The 14,483-nt window shown below is 48.5% G+C and carries 15 protein-coding genes; 8 read left to right on the top strand and 7 right to left on the bottom strand.

The features are described 5' to 3' along the window. The first annotated feature begins 234 nt into the window (after positions 1 to 234). From ACJJI8_RS14515 to ACJJI8_RS14500, 4 genes are all read left to right on the top strand, one after another. Positions 235 to 837 (top strand): glutathione S-transferase N-terminal domain-containing protein, encoded by a 603-nt coding sequence (locus ACJJI8_RS14515; protein WP_444932778.1) that lies wholly within the window; start codon positions 235 to 237, stop codon positions 835 to 837. Between the two features lie 449 nt (positions 838 to 1,286). Further along, the gene (locus tag ACJJI8_RS14510; RefSeq protein WP_444932777.1) at positions 1,287 to 2,441 is read left to right on the top strand and encodes a hypothetical protein; all 1,155 of its coding nucleotides are present in this window, start codon (positions 1,287 to 1,289) and stop codon (positions 2,439 to 2,441) included. Between the two features lie 205 nt (positions 2,442 to 2,646). Beyond that, the gene (locus ACJJI8_RS14505; protein ID WP_444932776.1) at positions 2,647 to 3,531 is read left to right on the top strand and encodes an alpha/beta fold hydrolase; all 885 of its coding nucleotides are present in this window, start codon (positions 2,647 to 2,649) and stop codon (positions 3,529 to 3,531) included. Positions 3,532 to 3,869: 338 nt separating this feature from the next. Further along, entirely contained in the window at positions 3,870 to 4,925 is a 1,056-nt protein-coding gene (locus tag ACJJI8_RS14500) for an alpha/beta hydrolase (protein ID WP_444932775.1), read from the top strand. Between the two features lie 139 nt (positions 4,926 to 5,064). Here ACJJI8_RS14500 and ACJJI8_RS14495 read toward each other — a convergent pair whose 3' ends face one another. From ACJJI8_RS14495 to ACJJI8_RS14480, 4 genes are all read right to left on the bottom strand, one after another. Then, on the bottom strand, positions 5,065 to 5,439 hold the full coding sequence (locus tag ACJJI8_RS14495; RefSeq protein ID WP_444932774.1) for a hypothetical protein: 375 nt from the start codon (positions 5,437 to 5,439) through the stop codon (positions 5,065 to 5,067). After that, positions 5,432 to 5,986 carry an RNA polymerase sigma factor gene (locus ACJJI8_RS14490; protein ID WP_282933383.1) on the bottom strand — a complete coding sequence of 185 codons (555 nt, stop codon included), beginning with the start codon at positions 5,984 to 5,986 and terminating at the stop codon, positions 5,432 to 5,434. The genes ACJJI8_RS14495 and ACJJI8_RS14490 overlap by 8 nt, the downstream gene beginning before the upstream one ends. 11 nt (positions 5,987 to 5,997) lie before the next feature. After that, positions 5,998 to 6,792: a DUF6249 domain-containing protein gene (locus ACJJI8_RS14485; RefSeq protein ID WP_444905729.1), complete on the bottom strand. Its 795-nt coding sequence runs from the start codon at positions 6,790 to 6,792 to the stop codon at positions 5,998 to 6,000. 62 nt (positions 6,793 to 6,854) lie between these two features. Continuing rightward, positions 6,855 to 7,145, bottom strand: coding sequence for a hypothetical protein (locus tag ACJJI8_RS14480; RefSeq protein WP_413665209.1), 291 nt, complete (start codon positions 7,143 to 7,145; stop codon positions 6,855 to 6,857). Positions 7,146 to 7,315: 170 nt separating this feature from the next. Between ACJJI8_RS14480 and ACJJI8_RS14475 the strand changes: the two genes are divergently transcribed. From ACJJI8_RS14475 to ACJJI8_RS14465, 3 genes are all read left to right on the top strand, one after another. Next, positions 7,316 to 7,924, top strand: coding sequence for a DUF924 family protein (locus ACJJI8_RS14475; protein ID WP_444905730.1), 609 nt, complete (start codon positions 7,316 to 7,318; stop codon positions 7,922 to 7,924). After that, positions 7,924 to 8,541: a LysE family translocator gene (locus tag ACJJI8_RS14470; RefSeq protein ID WP_444905731.1), complete on the top strand. Its 618-nt coding sequence runs from the start codon at positions 7,924 to 7,926 to the stop codon at positions 8,539 to 8,541. Before ACJJI8_RS14475 ends, ACJJI8_RS14470 begins: the two co-directional genes overlap by 1 nt. A gap of 301 nt (positions 8,542 to 8,842) precedes the next feature. Next, the gene (locus ACJJI8_RS14465) at positions 8,843 to 9,142 is read left to right on the top strand and encodes a YebG family protein (RefSeq protein WP_444905732.1); all 300 of its coding nucleotides are present in this window, start codon (positions 8,843 to 8,845) and stop codon (positions 9,140 to 9,142) included. A gap of 84 nt (positions 9,143 to 9,226) precedes the next feature. Here ACJJI8_RS14465 and ACJJI8_RS14460 read toward each other — a convergent pair whose 3' ends face one another. The 3 genes from ACJJI8_RS14460 to ACJJI8_RS14450 all read right to left on the bottom strand — a co-directional run bounded on the left by ACJJI8_RS14460 (position 9,227) and on the right by ACJJI8_RS14450 (position 12,478). After that, positions 9,227 to 9,622, bottom strand: a complete 396-nt coding sequence (locus tag ACJJI8_RS14460; RefSeq protein ID WP_444905734.1) for an MAPEG family protein — start codon at positions 9,620 to 9,622, stop codon at positions 9,227 to 9,229. A gap of 145 nt (positions 9,623 to 9,767) precedes the next feature. Then, positions 9,768 to 11,069: an amidohydrolase family protein gene (locus ACJJI8_RS14455; protein WP_444932773.1), complete on the bottom strand. Its 1,302-nt coding sequence runs from the start codon at positions 11,067 to 11,069 to the stop codon at positions 9,768 to 9,770. Continuing rightward, positions 11,066 to 12,478, bottom strand: coding sequence for an amidohydrolase (locus ACJJI8_RS14450; RefSeq protein WP_444932772.1), 1,413 nt, complete (start codon positions 12,476 to 12,478; stop codon positions 11,066 to 11,068). The genes ACJJI8_RS14455 and ACJJI8_RS14450 overlap by 4 nt, the downstream gene beginning before the upstream one ends. Before the next feature lie 312 nt (positions 12,479 to 12,790). Between ACJJI8_RS14450 and ACJJI8_RS14445 the strand changes: the two genes are divergently transcribed. After that, positions 12,791 to 14,422 (top strand): hybrid sensor histidine kinase/response regulator, encoded by a 1,632-nt coding sequence (locus ACJJI8_RS14445; protein ID WP_444916119.1) that lies wholly within the window; start codon positions 12,791 to 12,793, stop codon positions 14,420 to 14,422. Positions 14,423 to 14,483: the final 61 nt, after the last annotated feature.

The following is a 14,483-nucleotide window of genomic DNA, read 5'->3' as shown; positions in this document are numbered from 1 at the left end:
ACAGATGAAAAACCTAATATTATTGAACTACTGAAAAAGCTATCTGACTAATTAATGCTACCTCTAAATTCACCCTTAAATTTTCAGTCAGCATGAAAGTCTCGGTATAATATTTAAACACTAGATTCTGTATACTCTATTCTAAATATCGCGAAGGGAGGTAACATATAGCTTCTCGGATACTCTTGAATACCCTGCCACTTTCTTCAGCAACACCAAAAAGGAGTACATGTTTTGAAATTAATCACAGGCACTGATTCCACCTGGTCCTTAAGAGTCTGGATATGCGCCCAAATCGCAGGCCTTGACATTGAGATCAAAGCCATAGACCTCTCCAGCCCTAACTACAAAAACGAGGTACTTAAATATTCCCAAGCTGGACTTGTACCTGTATTGTTGCTTGAAGATACTTACATTCATGATTCACTGGCAATCGCTGAGTATTTTAATGAGCTCTCCAAAGGCATCTTGTACCCTTCATCAAATATTGAGCGAGCACAATCAAGAAGCCTATGTGCTGAACTTCACTCCGGTTTCATCGCCTTAAGAAGCAACTGCCCTTTCACTTTAGATAAAAGCAACTCCTCCCCGGATATGAACCCTGGAATTCAGGCTGAGTTAAAAAGGATTGAAGATATTTTCTCGAAAGCAAAACTGCCCTTCATGTTCGGCTCTGCTGGGGCTGTAGACGCATTTTACGCAATACTTGCTTATAGACTATATGTTTATAATATCTCATTAAGCGAGAGAGCTACCAAATACCAGCAAAGTCTGTTGGAATGGCCAATCTTGCAGCAAGCAATTGACCTGGCTGCAGAGTGGAGAAACCCTAATTAAAGCTGTCACCAAATGTCGCTTTAGAACTTTCTTATCAACTCATCGATTACAAGGTTGGCTGTAGCCAGCCTTGTAGTTACTACAGCATCAACACGGCGAAAATTTGTAAGTTATTTACCTAATTTGCCATAATCACTAATAAGGCAATCAATCTTAAAGGGCCTCGGATAAGATACATGCTTATATCCAGCCTACACTTAAGTACTGAGCAAGCAAGAAGCGCCACACATCAAACTACTTGGCTAGCCATTATCAGCCTCTTCTTGGGCGCAGCCTGTATCCAGTTAGTTATCACGCGCTTTTTTAATGGGCAAATGGCACCGGATGTCTTCGCAAGCTTGTTACATCAGCTTGTACAGACTAAGGGCACACCTTCACTTGTCAAATCACTGGTCAGCTACCTTATCCCCTACTCAGTTTTTGTAACCTATACACTCCACCTGGCACTATTGCTTGCTGGAACCCTCTTGATATTGCGTGTTTTTATTGTTTTGGGCGCGACACTCATGTTTTTTGGTTTTATCTTGCTGTGGGGATTGACTTACATGGGAGAAAACAGCTGGTACTTCGAGTTTTTGTCACCTGCGCTATTTGCCTTAATCTTGGCAGTTAGCATTTACAAGCTCCATAAAGAATCTCAATACAATTTTCGTTCTCGGCTTTTAGGCGCGGTGATAGCACCGAGAGTAAGCCTATTAACCTGGAGTTGTTCGATTGTTGTAGCATCAGCTCTCTTATTTGGGGTCTTTGCTATGTCACGCAATGGTGGCGATTACGTATTCACTGTAAGCGCCCTATCCAGTATTACCATTGCCGTTTTATCAATAGCTTCAAAGTATTTAGACAAGTATCGAAATACTCCCCCCAAGCAGGATTCAACTCCGATAGTAGGGCGCTGGATTGATCTATTTACCCTCACCATCGGGGTAATGTTAGTCTTTCAGGTTTTTGAGGATGGGCTATTAAATTGGTTTACTGTAGAAGGGTACCGAGGTCTCATTAACTCCTATGTCGAATACGGGAATACACCGTATTGGTATCGGGGAGCCTTGTCCTGGGTAGCGGACCACGCCGAGATCTTTATGCCAATCCAGAGAATATTCGAGACCTTTGCTGCAATTTGTATGGTGATTTTAGTATTTCGATTTCCAGTTGTACTGCTGACGACCGGTCTCTTTGCCATTCTCTCTTTTACAGAATTTGGAGTTACGAATGCTTGGCCTCCGGCTCCAGGCAAACCTCCCGCCTGGGTATTTGAACTACTGCTTACGACATTGGTTAGCTTTACCTGCGGTCTCTATTACTTACTAGATGCTATTGCGCACAAATCCTGGAAGCATTGGATATTGGGTCCCAAAATATTTGACTCAGTGTCAGATTTCAATAAGTGTTTTTTATTTATTTTCTTACTTATTATCGAAATATTTATATTTTCCAGCGCGCCCATACAAGAGGAGACCAAATTCATTGCACTACACTTCTCTGTACTGTCACTTATTCCTTTATTCTTCATTATGATAATTCTGGATAAATACCGAGCAGTCACACCCAATATAGATTTTTATACCAATCCAAATGGGAAAAATCATAACCAACTACCCTAAGCTCCCACCTACTTTGGCTTTAAGCAATCAATCCTATAAAACGGACGTTTGTGCAATTTATATGGTCGGCAATATTGCAGCAGCAACTAATAGCAGTAATTCCACGGTACAATGTGGACCTAAGCGAATATTGGTAGCCGAAGCCACTTCGCCTACGAACTTCCTCTGATAACGTTATAGAAATTTTATTGGGTTAATTTGCGTCATGAAGACTCTTCATCTGGTAATTTTATTTAGCATCCTGTCTATTTTTTCTACTTATGTGGCAGCAGAGAGAATCAAGATCGACAACTCTCTCACTATCCACTACGAACAAGCGGGTAACGGCGATACGACAATCATCTTTATTCCCGGCTGGATGATGTCTACAAAGGTTTTCGAGCATCAACTTGCCCATTTCAAGGACTCCACCAAGTATCGCGCACTAGCTTATGATCCCCGCGGCCAGGGCATGTCATCCAAGCCTGTTGAGGGCCATACTTATCAGCAACACGCTCGAGACTTAGCTGCACTGATTGACAAGCTGGGGCTTAATAGCGTGATTCTCGCGGGTTGGTCCTACGGAGTGACCGAGCAACTGGCCTATCTCAACCAGTTCGGCACTGACAAGATAAAAGCCATGATTATGATCGACACTGGCCCGGATATTTCTGGGGCCAGCCGGGACGAGTGGGTCTGGTATCTGAATGATGATTCAGACGGATACTCGCGCTCATTCACTGAGGGGGTTATTGAGGACCGCGAAAATGTGATTGTAGAGTTCGCCAAATGGATGCTTGAGAATCCCACTACAGAAAATATTGCCTGGATATCTAATATCGCCAATCAAACCTCTAGCAGCGTCGCCGCAATTACCAACGCTACTGGTTTTTACCTCGACTACAGCAAAGACCTTATCGGCCTTGAAGGGAAGATCCCTATGCTATATGTGGTGCGAAATGAAGTTAAGGAAGTGGCTGAAAAATGGATCAAAGCTAATACCCCTTCCGCCACTACCGCTTATATGGGAAAGCATATGATGTTTTGGGAGAGACCCGATGAATTCAATGCAGTGGTCGATCAATTTCTGGAGAATATAGAAACTAAGTAGCATTTACTATTTTGTTAAACTTAGGGCAGACCGACTTCAGCCTGTCCTAAGCTTTAAGTCTGCAGGCCCTACTTCTTCGACTTACCCCCGCTCAACAAGGCATATCTCCTAGTCAAGGCACTTGACATCTAAAGGGTCAATAAATAGATTTAAGTCATATAACAATAAATTGTTAACTTCTTCCGACACAAACATCGGCGCACGTCGACACGAGTACCCTCTACTGAAAATACCTGACAATTAGGCAAAATCAGCTTTCTTCAGCCAGTTTTAGCTGGTTAATTTAACCCGAACTTTAGTGCTACACCCTAAAATAATACCTACATGGAGAGTGGAAAATGAGAGTTCTATTTTTAGCCTTGATAAGTGTTTGTTCGCTGATAGCAAATGCTTCAGATTTTATTCTCGCACAAAAGACGGAAATCAAATCAGATTTTCTTGGTGAAAACCGAACCATCTTGGTGAAACTTCCCGAACAATATAAGGATAATGACAAAGAATATCCTGTGCTCTACGTATTACATGCTCAGTGGGACATGCTTTCTACTTTGTCTACTGTCGATTTACTTGAAGGCCAAGTGCCCAATTTTATCGTGATTGGTGTAGAGGGAATGGGCAAGGAGTTGCGCCCGGATCAAGGTAAATCGACAGCATTTTCTCAGTTCCTAGCGAACGAAGTTGTGTCCTATGTCAATAAAAACTATCGAGCCGCAGATTTTAGTATTTTGTCTGGGCACTCCAACTCTGGCCGCTTCGTACTGGACTACTGGCTAAACGACAAAGCACCATTTTCACAGTACTTTGCTTTTAGCCCGTCATTAGAGGATAAATATATAACCGGGCGAGTTTCCAATTTAGCACCTAAACAACTCAAAGAGCTTTCCCCGCTGACCGTGACCATCGCTAACGAGGGGGATCATATGCAAGTCCCATTTGACGAATTGAGCCAAGCTCTCGCAAATGTACCGGGCGCAACCTTTACCTTCCAGAAATTCCCAGAGCAATCCCACAGAACGACTAAACATCACTCTATGCAATTTTCCCTTCAACACACCTTTACAGGGTGGGAACCTACTTACGAACTTAAAGTAAGTGGGTTTGATGGACTGACTAATCACTACCGTAATTTATCCGATAAATTTGGCTTCAAAGTAGTTATTCCCACCAATACCCTGCAGCGCTTGATGGCCCACCATGCCATTTCCGACTCTGAAAACGCAGCTAGCGAATTAAAACTCCATATCGCATACACCATTAAAGAAATTTCGGGCGGGGCCGATGCCACAGTCGAAACAGCAGACTACCTGCTGAACAATGGCTATGAAGAGGCGGGGAAAACCATATTGAAAGAGATGTGCAACCAGGCTGAAGAGCACGCTCGCTGCAAAGGCTGACAAAATCTACTCGAAGGCCAGACACAATCTTAATGTGAAGCGAGCCCACTAAAACTTTAAGGAAAGCTTGCAAAGTAAAAAAGGAAGCTGCCCGCCCTATCATGATTTAGGCGCGGGCTTCTATAAAGGCAGGCTCTCGTTAGCGGCGTGCGGCGAAAATGCCAGCGGTCATTACCGCTAAAGAAGATAAAAGTCCAACACCTACCAAGCTATACAAGCTAATGGATTGCTTGGCCATCTCGGCAACTACCTCACTGAAAGGGAACTGCCAGGCAATGATCCCTAAGGCAGCTGCTACCGCGATGTACTGAGAATAACTGGAACGACGCTTTGAGCGATTAGGCTGCGCAGGGAGCGCGGCCATCACGCGGTCACAAAAACCATCGTTATCCAAATGGGGCTCATTGAACTGGAGCTGTTCACTTAGCCAGGCGTCAAACTCCCGGTCGTTGCCCTCTAAAGCCATTTCACTCAAGGCGTTACCTTTCGTGTTGCGCTGTTCAAAGTTAACCATTTACCACCTCCTCACGCCAGGGCTGTAGCAAGCTACGCAGCTTGGCCCGAGCACGGTTGACATGGGATTTTACCGTACCAAGCGGCAATTTCATAATACTTGCCGCCTCCTCATGAGAAAAGCCCCTGTGCATACACAGATGGATTGCTTGCCGTTGCGGGCCACTCAGTGTATCCATCGCGGCAGTGAGGTCCCTAGCCATCCCTAACTGCCGGGATTCTTCAATAGCCTCATCGGCCTGAGCCCTATCCACTGCCTCTTGATCCACATCGGGCATATTCTTACGCTTGTGGCTCATGACGAGATTATAGGCGATACGGTACAGCCAGGTGCTGAAGCGGGCATCCCCCCTGAACGCCGGCAACGCCTTATAGGCCTTAATAAAGGCCTCCTGCGCCATATCGTCTGCCAGACCCTGGTCACCATCACACAGCTGTCGGAGCGAGTATCGCAGCTGAGATTGATAGCGACGAACCAGCTGGGCGTATGCCCGCTGGTCCCCGTCTTTGACGGCCCGCCTGATTAATTCCTCGTCATTGAGGTCCATACTCGCCTTTCCTACACCTGCTTGTTATCAAGCTTCCAGTTCACATAGCGAGCCACACCGATAAACAGAGGGATCAAGCCGAGACTGCCTACTCCAATACCCGCAAGGGCTGAGAGTGAGATGAATACTGCAGCGCCTATTGCGATCAGAGTGATACCGCGATCACTGGAGCTATTTGGCTCTCTCTCATCCAAAAGATCAATTAGCTCCGGGGGCACATCCCGACCATCAGCAACCATCTGGTTGATATTACTCATAACCAGTTGTTTCTTGCGATAGCTGCTGCGCGTTACCAACCAGACAATAAACACTGGCATGCCAAATACACAGAGCAGCGCTACTATTGGGATTACAGATGAGTCGTCACTTCCAGAGTGGTGTGAGTCATGGTGATCCCAGTGCCTACCCCGGTAGTCACGACTTTCCGATAACCTGATTCTGACATTGTCCGGTACGCTATTCAGGGTATCTTCGGTAACCTTTCCGTCTACATCCAGAATGCCCTTGCTTTTCAGCCGTTCGATAATTTCCTGGCTTAGGGGGCCGCCAAAGTCCTGCCCCAAGTCAACCCGAACTTCACTTTTCTCACCATTCTCGCCTTCGGATTTGATCGTGAGAACACCATCTTCACGCAATATACGGACGCGGGTTTCAGATTCGGAGGCCTCCACACCTGGCGGCGGCGGGGGCTCAGGGACAAATGAGTCCTCCTCCTGGGCCCAGCTGCCCATGCTTATGCTGGATGCCGCAATGGCCACCCAACAGCAGATGACTGCCTGGAATGATTGTTTGTTTCTCGCTCTCATTACTTACTCTCTAATCATTTTCGTTATCAGTGGTGTGAACCGTCATTGGGGGGGGGGGTGACCTACATCACCATCATTCGAGCCTTGGAGTAGGGGTAAGCCATTCCTCCTCGGGGCTCTTTTTCCTCAGCAATACGCACTGGAGGTAGCCGGTTAACTTCCTCACTCTTATCAGTGCACTCACCAAGCTTTTTAAGTATTTGCTGATCAATTTTCTGGGTGAGCTCTCGGTGAATCCCATCCTGGGAAAGCGTCAGCTCGGAGGCATTAACCTGACCCACTTGCAGAGCCGCAACTACCAGAGATAGCGCGACGCAAAATTGTACCTTTTTAGTTGATCTCGCAGTAAACATTGTGATCTCCCGATTTTCCCTTGTACGCCACTATGACGATTCGGGTAGCCCAGTTGGATGCAGCTGTATAATTTTTTTTACGCCAACACTTGGAACCACCTTCTAATGGTCATCACTGGGCTGGAACGATCGGATAAACTCGGAACACAAAACGGAATGAGAACTTCGATATGACAACCCCTAATGATGTCCTGGTTTTTTGGTTTGGCAGCACTGATATTCGTGGCAACTCTATTGCAGCGGAGAAGCAGGGTTTATGGTTTGCCGCTACTCCGGAAGTGGACGCCGACATCAAGGCAAGATTTGGAGCTATTGCCGAGTCAGCGCAGCGTGGAGAGCTGGACCGTTGGCAGCAAACTTTGAAAGGCGAACTCGCCTTGCTACTGGTTTGTGACCAATTATCCAGAAACATTTACCGGGGCACCCGCCAGGCATTCGCTGCAGACTCCCAGGCTCTGGCAATTACGATGTCACTGATTCAGCGCGGAGAGGCCCCGAATCTTGGGCTCTACCAGCAGGTATTCTTGGGCATGCCGCTAGAGCACAGCGAAGACCTCGTGACCCAGCAACACTCGGTAGACTACTTTCGACAGTTGCAGCAAACCTTCGCAGAAGACAAAATTGCCTCGCCCTATCTCGACACTCATTATCGATACGCCCTTGCCCATCAAGAGGTCATCGAGCGATTTGGGCGCTTCCCTCACCGCAATGCGGCTTTGGGTCGCACTTCCACTCAAGCAGAAAAAGAATGGCTGGCTCAAGGGGGCGGCTTTAAATAATGGACTTACTCAGTTGGTTATCTCTCGCGGGGATCTGTGCCCTCGGCGCTATGTCTCCGGGACCAAGTCTTCTTATCGTCTTACGCAGCGCCTCCTCAGGCTTACAGCAAGGCCTGGCCAGTGCTATTGCTCACGGAGCCGGGGTCGCTATATACGCAATTCTTACCGCATTTGGCTTGGCGGTATTGATCACTAGCTCTCCTCTTCTATTTAATATTCTGCAGTGGGCCGGTGCAGCAATGCTGGTCTACCTGGGCTGGAAAGCCCTCAGTGCGCCCGCACCGGGTACCAGTACTGCAACCGCACAACCTCCACACCAGAGCCTGAAGCGCTCTATCGCTCAAGGTTTTGGTGTTGCCTTCTTCAACCCCAAGATCGCCGTATTTTTCACCGCCCTATTCAGCCAGTTTGTGTCAGAACAACAGGCCCTGAGCACCAAGCTGGGCATGGCGGCGCTGGTTTCAGGAGTGGATGCAGTTTGGTACTGCATCGTTGCCCTGGCGGTTCATGCCAGCCGTAAACGCCAGCTGGTCAGCAAGCATATTGGCCATCGCATCCAACAGGTTTTCGGGATCTTACTGATAGGACTGGCTGCCCGGCTGATCCTTAGCATCTAAAGCCACAGGCCTGCAGAAACCTTCACTACCTCAGTTTCACCTCACCCAAATAAAAAACAGGCCCGCAAGCGGGCCTGTTAAATGATGTGAAGACAGCCAGTCGCCCCGGGGGGAATGCGTCTGGCTGTAGGCACATTATGACAGTGTTCACGCTTAATGGCGGACCAATCATCGCACCTGCTGGTCTTTTGACCGCATAGGGCCCTTTCTTCACCGCATCGTTGACACTGAATATTTATACAGTTAGGGTAGCGACATACAAACTAAGTGGACAGTCTAATAGACGATTGGGAGGCACACGATGGCCGTAGTAGCTGTTTGGAAATGCGATAGAGACGGAGCAATGTTCGACAACAAAAAAGACGCTGAAGAACACGATAAGATGCTGGAGCTCGCAGCTAATATCACGTCGCTGATTGAGCGCCACATCGACAGCATTGATGAGCAAGTGGGCGAAGAGATCGGCCTGCTGTTGGCCAAACGCCGCGATGCCCTGGCTAAAGCCTGTAAAGGGAAGCCTGAAGTACTACTCGAAGAAGACGAAAGCATGGTGCAGGAGAGCGAAGATGATCGCGTAACTCCGCTCGCCGCCAATCAGTAAACGCTTATAGATTCATCCCTGTACTCTGCCCGGTTCTACCGGGCTTTTTTGCGTGGGGCTCATACTGAGCCTCACCAATAAACTTCAAAGATTAATTACGGCATTAACAATGTTAATGACCGCTAACACAACGATAACGACCCAGCTGATTAAAGTTCCCCAGAAGCGCCCAAAGTGCAGCCCGCCTTTGCCCTTGGTCAGTCCATAGGCATGAAATACCCGTGAGATAAAAAAGAACGCCCCAAAGAGGTGTAACCACAGTGCAGGCAAACCACCCAACTCTGCAGCCAGCAACAGAAGCAACGCTATCGGAGTGTACTCAATCGCATTAGCGTGAACTCGCACCCTAATCTCATTGAAACGATCGTCTCCGGTTCCAATTCCCACTTTCTTTGTGCGACGAAACTCGACTACCCTGAATGCCAAGTAAATAATCAGAAGCGCACAAAGGCCGGTGTAGAGTGCTGTGATATTCGCCATGTTTTTTCCTTGTTCTTATCAATCTGGCCAGGGAATATATCCCCGAAAGCAAGTATTCCGCCACACAAATCCTACACAAGCCAATGGACCTTTCAGACCAATAGGTGGAAAAAGAAAAGCGGGCTAGAAGCCCGCTCTTTGCATCTTAGTGCTTATAGCCAAACTCATGGCCCCTTGCGGGCTTGAGGTGTCGATCTCTGAGGCGCGTTGAGCGATTCACCAAGGATTGATTCTCACCCTCAATCAGGACCTGCTCAGCGTAGCTGGTAACTTCCAGGGGATCACCGCTCCAGATCACAATATCCGCAACAGCGCCCTGCTCCAACGTACCGCCCTCCAGATTAAAAATCTCAGCAACATTGCTACTGATTGCCTTTAGCGCTTCCTCGTAAGGCATACCATGGGCTACAGCGTTGCCCGCAGATTGGCGCGAGAGGTAAACGTTGTGGCTAGCCACCATATCTGGGCCACTGATAGCTACCGTCACCCCAGCCTTGGCCAGAAGTGCAGCATTATCCAGGCGTGCGCCCAAACTTGAGAATGATGCTGGAATGTTGTTGATTGCATCGATCACTACAGGCACTTGTGCTTGCGCCAGTTTATCGGCAACCATCCAGCCCTCAGCTGCGCCGATTATAATGAGCTTCACCTTAAAGGCTTCACCCAGTTCTAATACCGCGAGGATATCACTGGCCCGGTCGGCAGTTACCATCAAAGGCTCCCTACCATCGATCACCGGCTGCAGAGCTTGCAGATCTGCCAGATCGTAATCCAGCTCTCGCCACTCTCCACGGTGAATCGCCGCACGATTATCACGATACTCCTGAGCTTCACGCAGAGCGCTCTCCACCTTGGCATAAGCATTGGCTCGGCTGCCACCGGCCAGTTCACCACCGGACTCTCCCAGATAAGCTTTTTGCGCAACATTCTTTGCTTCGACGCTATCAAATTCACCATTCAACTTGATGGCAAAACTGCGCCCTGCAAATATCTGCTGAGCATCGATAGCACCGCTGTCCCAAGTGCTGATTCCCGGTGAAACAACCGCACTGGTGACTCCACCCGCCCGGTTGAATGGGATCAGGGTGGACTTAGGGTTGTAAGCAGGTACCGGATTAAATGCACTACCGATACTGTCACCGGTCACCTGGTGATCATTGGTGGCGCTGGCCGCACTGATCTCGACCAACCCCAGTTCAGAAACGGGCGCTATCACACCGGGCGTCACCACCTTGTTGCGCGCATCAATTACTTGATCTGCAGTCACCTCCAGAGAGGGGCCCACCCGTTGGACCTTGCCATCCACAACCAGAATATCTGCGGACTCCAGGCTGCCCTGCCCCGCCAGGGTGTGTACCTTGCCACCCTTGATCAGGATGGTCTCTGCCTGGCCAGTGGCTGATATCAACCCCAGGGCCAGCGCACAATAAACAGCTACTTTTCTCACAGTCGCTCTCCCTCTGCATCGAGAATACCCAACTCGAAATCGGTGCGTGGCTGACGTTTCTTGTCCGCGCGATCGAACATCAATTCCCCATCGATGAAAACTTGATCTACATGGGTGTAAACACTGAAGGGGCTGCCGGACCAAACAACGATATCCGCCATCTTGCCGCTCTCAAGGCTGCCAGTTTGATCGGCAATACCCAGAGCCTTGGCGGGGTTCAAGGTCATCCAAACCACTGCATCCTTGGGCTGAATATCGAAGCCCGCACGCTGACCTGCAGTCATTGCCTTCGCGGTCTCCTCGTGCAAATGCTGTACGCCAACACCGGAGTCCGAGTGAATCATTGCGCAGGCTTTGGCTTGATCCACAATGGCGATATTGGCCTCGGTCATATCGTAGGCCTCATGCTTAAAGCCCCACCAATCAGCCCACATTGCCGCACAGACATTGTTTTCAGCCAGCAGGTCAGCAACCTTGTAAGCTTCCACTGCGTGGTGGAAGGTGGAAATTTTGAAATCAAACTCCTTGGCAACGTCCATCATCACCGCCATTTCCTCACCGCGGTAGCAATGGTTGTGAACGAGAATATCGCCATTGAGTACGCCCGCCAGAGTTTCCATCTGCAGGTCGCGCTTGGGTTCATCTCCTCCATTCTCAACGTAATCCTCCCACTCTTGCTTGTAGGCACTCGCCTTAATCCAAGCATCGCGATAGCCGGCGACGTTACCCATTCGAGTTGAGGGAGAGCTACCTTTACCACCGTAAACCCGTTTGGGGTTTTCACCGCAGGCCATTTTCAAGCCGTAGGGAGCGCCGGGGAATTTCATATCCTGAACACTGCGGCCGGGTACATTTTTCAGGGTGACACTGCGGCCACCAAACAAGTTGGCCGAGCCCGGCAGGATTTGCAGGGTTGTTACACCTCCGGCAAGAGCCAAGGGAAACTGGGGGTCTTGGGTCCAGACAGAGTGCTCCGACCAAACCTGGGCAGTGTTTGGCGAGGTCATCTCATTGCCATCCTGGGCAGATTCAATCCCCGGAGCCGGATAATCACCCAGATGAGAATGCACATCGATAATGCCAGGAGTAACCCACTTACCTTTGCCACCGACAATCAAGGCACCTTCGGGGGCCTGCAACCCTTTACCAATCTCCTTGATCTTGCCATTTTCAAACAACAGGTCCGCATTTTCTTGCTGCTCCCCAGTACCGGTGAGCAGGGTAGCTCCCTGAATCAACACAGGGCGGGACTGGGTTACAGAGTAAGTGGAGGGGAAGGCGTCCACACGAGCGAAGTCGAGAGATCTCGGCTCGCTGTCAACACGCTTCTCACCGCATGCGGACAACAGTAGCGAGGCACTTAACAGAGCCGCGATACTGCGCCCGAGAAATCGGGGTTGCAGCTGCATAGTCATTCATCCAATCGTTTTGAATATGGCGGTGAATGCTACCAGTTTGTGCTAACAGCGCCACTATCCAAATTGTCACAAACGACTGTTTAGAGATATACATCTCCCAATCCAAGAGGTCATAATTGAGCCTGAGAGTTACCGCAGTATCCTCAAAGCACACTTGATAACAATACGAACTAAAAATAACAGCCAGTCAGCAAAGAATGTCTACACGGTCAAAATACGCCGCCCCGGCTATATACTTTTGTACGTCTTCATGGTGGAATTTCTGGCGGAAAAACAGGCAGCCGCACTCAGGAGGAGAAATAGGTGATCAAGGAAAGCAATATGCCCATTTTTCCCCTCTCACCGTCTACTGCTACCACCTCTAATCAAGACTCGACCCAGGTCTATGAGGCCTTACGCAAAAGTGAAGAGCGCTATCGGGAACTGGTGGAGCATGCGAACTCAATCATAATGCGATGCGATCAATACGGCCGTATCACATCTTTTAATGAGTACGCTCAACAATTATTTGGATATACCGAAGCCGAGATAATTGGCAGGCATTTAATTGGTACGATTGTTCCCGCCAGCGAAACGAGCGGCCGAGACCTGCGGCAATTGATAGACCATATTTGCCAGTCCCCAGAGGAACACCGTTACAATATTAATGAAAACATTACAAAGTGCGGGAAACGAGTATGGATCGCCTGGACCAATAAAATCATTTCAGATGAAAACGGAAATCCTGCGGGAATTCTCAGTATTGGCTCGGATATTACTAAACAGCGGTTGCTGGAGGAAGAGCTTCGGCAAGCTCAAAAAATGCAAGCTATCGGTGAGCTTGCCGGCGGTATCGCCCACGACTTCAACAATATGATTCATGGAATCAATGGCTATGCTGAAGTTATTCGACAAATTTCCACCGATGCCAGAATCAACGAGTATACCAACCATATACTGACTACTGCCCGCCATGCCGCAGAGCTGACCAAACAGCTACTCACTTTTGCCCGCAAGGGAAATTATCAACTTAAGAGCTGCAATACCCACGAAATCATTCGCGACGTTTGTGCAATGCTAACCCGCACTATTGATCGCAGAATCGAGATTGATCAGCAATTAGATGCAAATCGTCCACATATTGTGGGCGACCCTGCTCAACTCAAGAGCGCTTTGCTAAATATCGGAATCAATGCCAAGGATGCTATGCCCTCTGGTGGCTCCCTGAGCTTTGTCACAGCCAATATCACCATAGAAAAATCGGCTTCTATCGCCGATTTTGAGATTCAGCCTGGCCAATACCTTTTAATAACGATTACCGATAATGGCACTGGCATGTCTGACGAAGTGCGACGCCGTATTTTTGAACCATTTTTCACTACCAAAGAAAGTGGACGTGGTGCTGGACTGGGCCTTGCCGCAGTGCACGGCACCATTCATTTACATAAGGGCGCTATACAATGTCAGAGCCGTGAGGGAATTGGCAGCAGCTTTAAGCTATACCTGCCAATTTCCAAGCCCCCAATCAAAAAGAGAACTTACCAGGCCAAGAAACTGGCTCGCGAGCGCAAATTGCGCATTATGGTTGTCGACGATGAGGCAATTGTCCGCACCTACTCTAAAGCCCTGTTCGAAATGAACGGCCATAGCGTCGTTACCTTTGCGACGGCAGAGCAGGCAATAACTTACTACCGAAAATATAGTGATGAAGTAGATTTGGTCCTGCTGGACATGATTATGCCCGGCATGGATGGGCAAGAATTATTCGCTTTTCTAAAACGGATTAACCCCGAAGTGAAGGCTATTCTCTCCACCGGTTACAGCGTGGATAGTAAAGTTCAGGAAGTAATTTCTGACGGGGTACTGGATTGCATCCAGAAACCATTTACATTTGAGCATCTCAGTAAAAAGATCGAAGAGATGATTGCCAGCGGAAAAATAACTTTACCCAGGTAACAAAATAATTCTACCTAAATCGCCGCAGCCGGCCTAGCTGACAGCTACGTCACAGAGTTCA

This window comes from Microbulbifer maximicatervae (SeqCode) (assembly GCF_052467695.1).
This window is presented reverse-complemented; position numbering and strand designations above follow the sequence as displayed.

Coding starts and splice junctions, on each gene's coding strand:
- ACJJI8_RS14505 (WP_444932776.1), top strand. CDS start 2,647: ATGAAGACTCTTCATCTGGTAATTTTATTTAGCATCCTGTCTATTTTT.
- ACJJI8_RS14500 (WP_444932775.1), top strand. CDS start 3,870: ATGAGAGTTCTATTTTTAGCCTTGATAAGTGTTTGTTCGCTGATAGCA.
- ACJJI8_RS14495 (WP_444932774.1), bottom strand. CDS start 5,439: ATGGTTAACTTTGAACAGCGCAACACGAAAGGTAACGCCTTGAGTGAA.
- ACJJI8_RS14490 (WP_282933383.1), bottom strand. CDS start 5,986: ATGGACCTCAATGACGAGGAATTAATCAGGCGGGCCGTCAAAGACGGG.
- ACJJI8_RS14485 (WP_444905729.1), bottom strand. CDS start 6,792: ATGAGAGCGAGAAACAAACAATCATTCCAGGCAGTCATCTGCTGTTGG.
- ACJJI8_RS14480 (WP_413665209.1), bottom strand. CDS start 7,145: ATGTTTACTGCGAGATCAACTAAAAAGGTACAATTTTGCGTCGCGCTA.
- ACJJI8_RS14475 (WP_444905730.1), top strand. CDS start 7,316: ATGACAACCCCTAATGATGTCCTGGTTTTTTGGTTTGGCAGCACTGAT.
- ACJJI8_RS14470 (WP_444905731.1), top strand. CDS start 7,924: ATGGACTTACTCAGTTGGTTATCTCTCGCGGGGATCTGTGCCCTCGGC.
- ACJJI8_RS14465 (WP_444905732.1), top strand. CDS start 8,843: ATGGCCGTAGTAGCTGTTTGGAAATGCGATAGAGACGGAGCAATGTTC.
- ACJJI8_RS14460 (WP_444905734.1), bottom strand. CDS start 9,622: ATGGCGAATATCACAGCACTCTACACCGGCCTTTGTGCGCTTCTGATT.
- ACJJI8_RS14450 (WP_444932772.1), bottom strand. CDS start 12,478: ATGCAGCTGCAACCCCGATTTCTCGGGCGCAGTATCGCGGCTCTGTTA.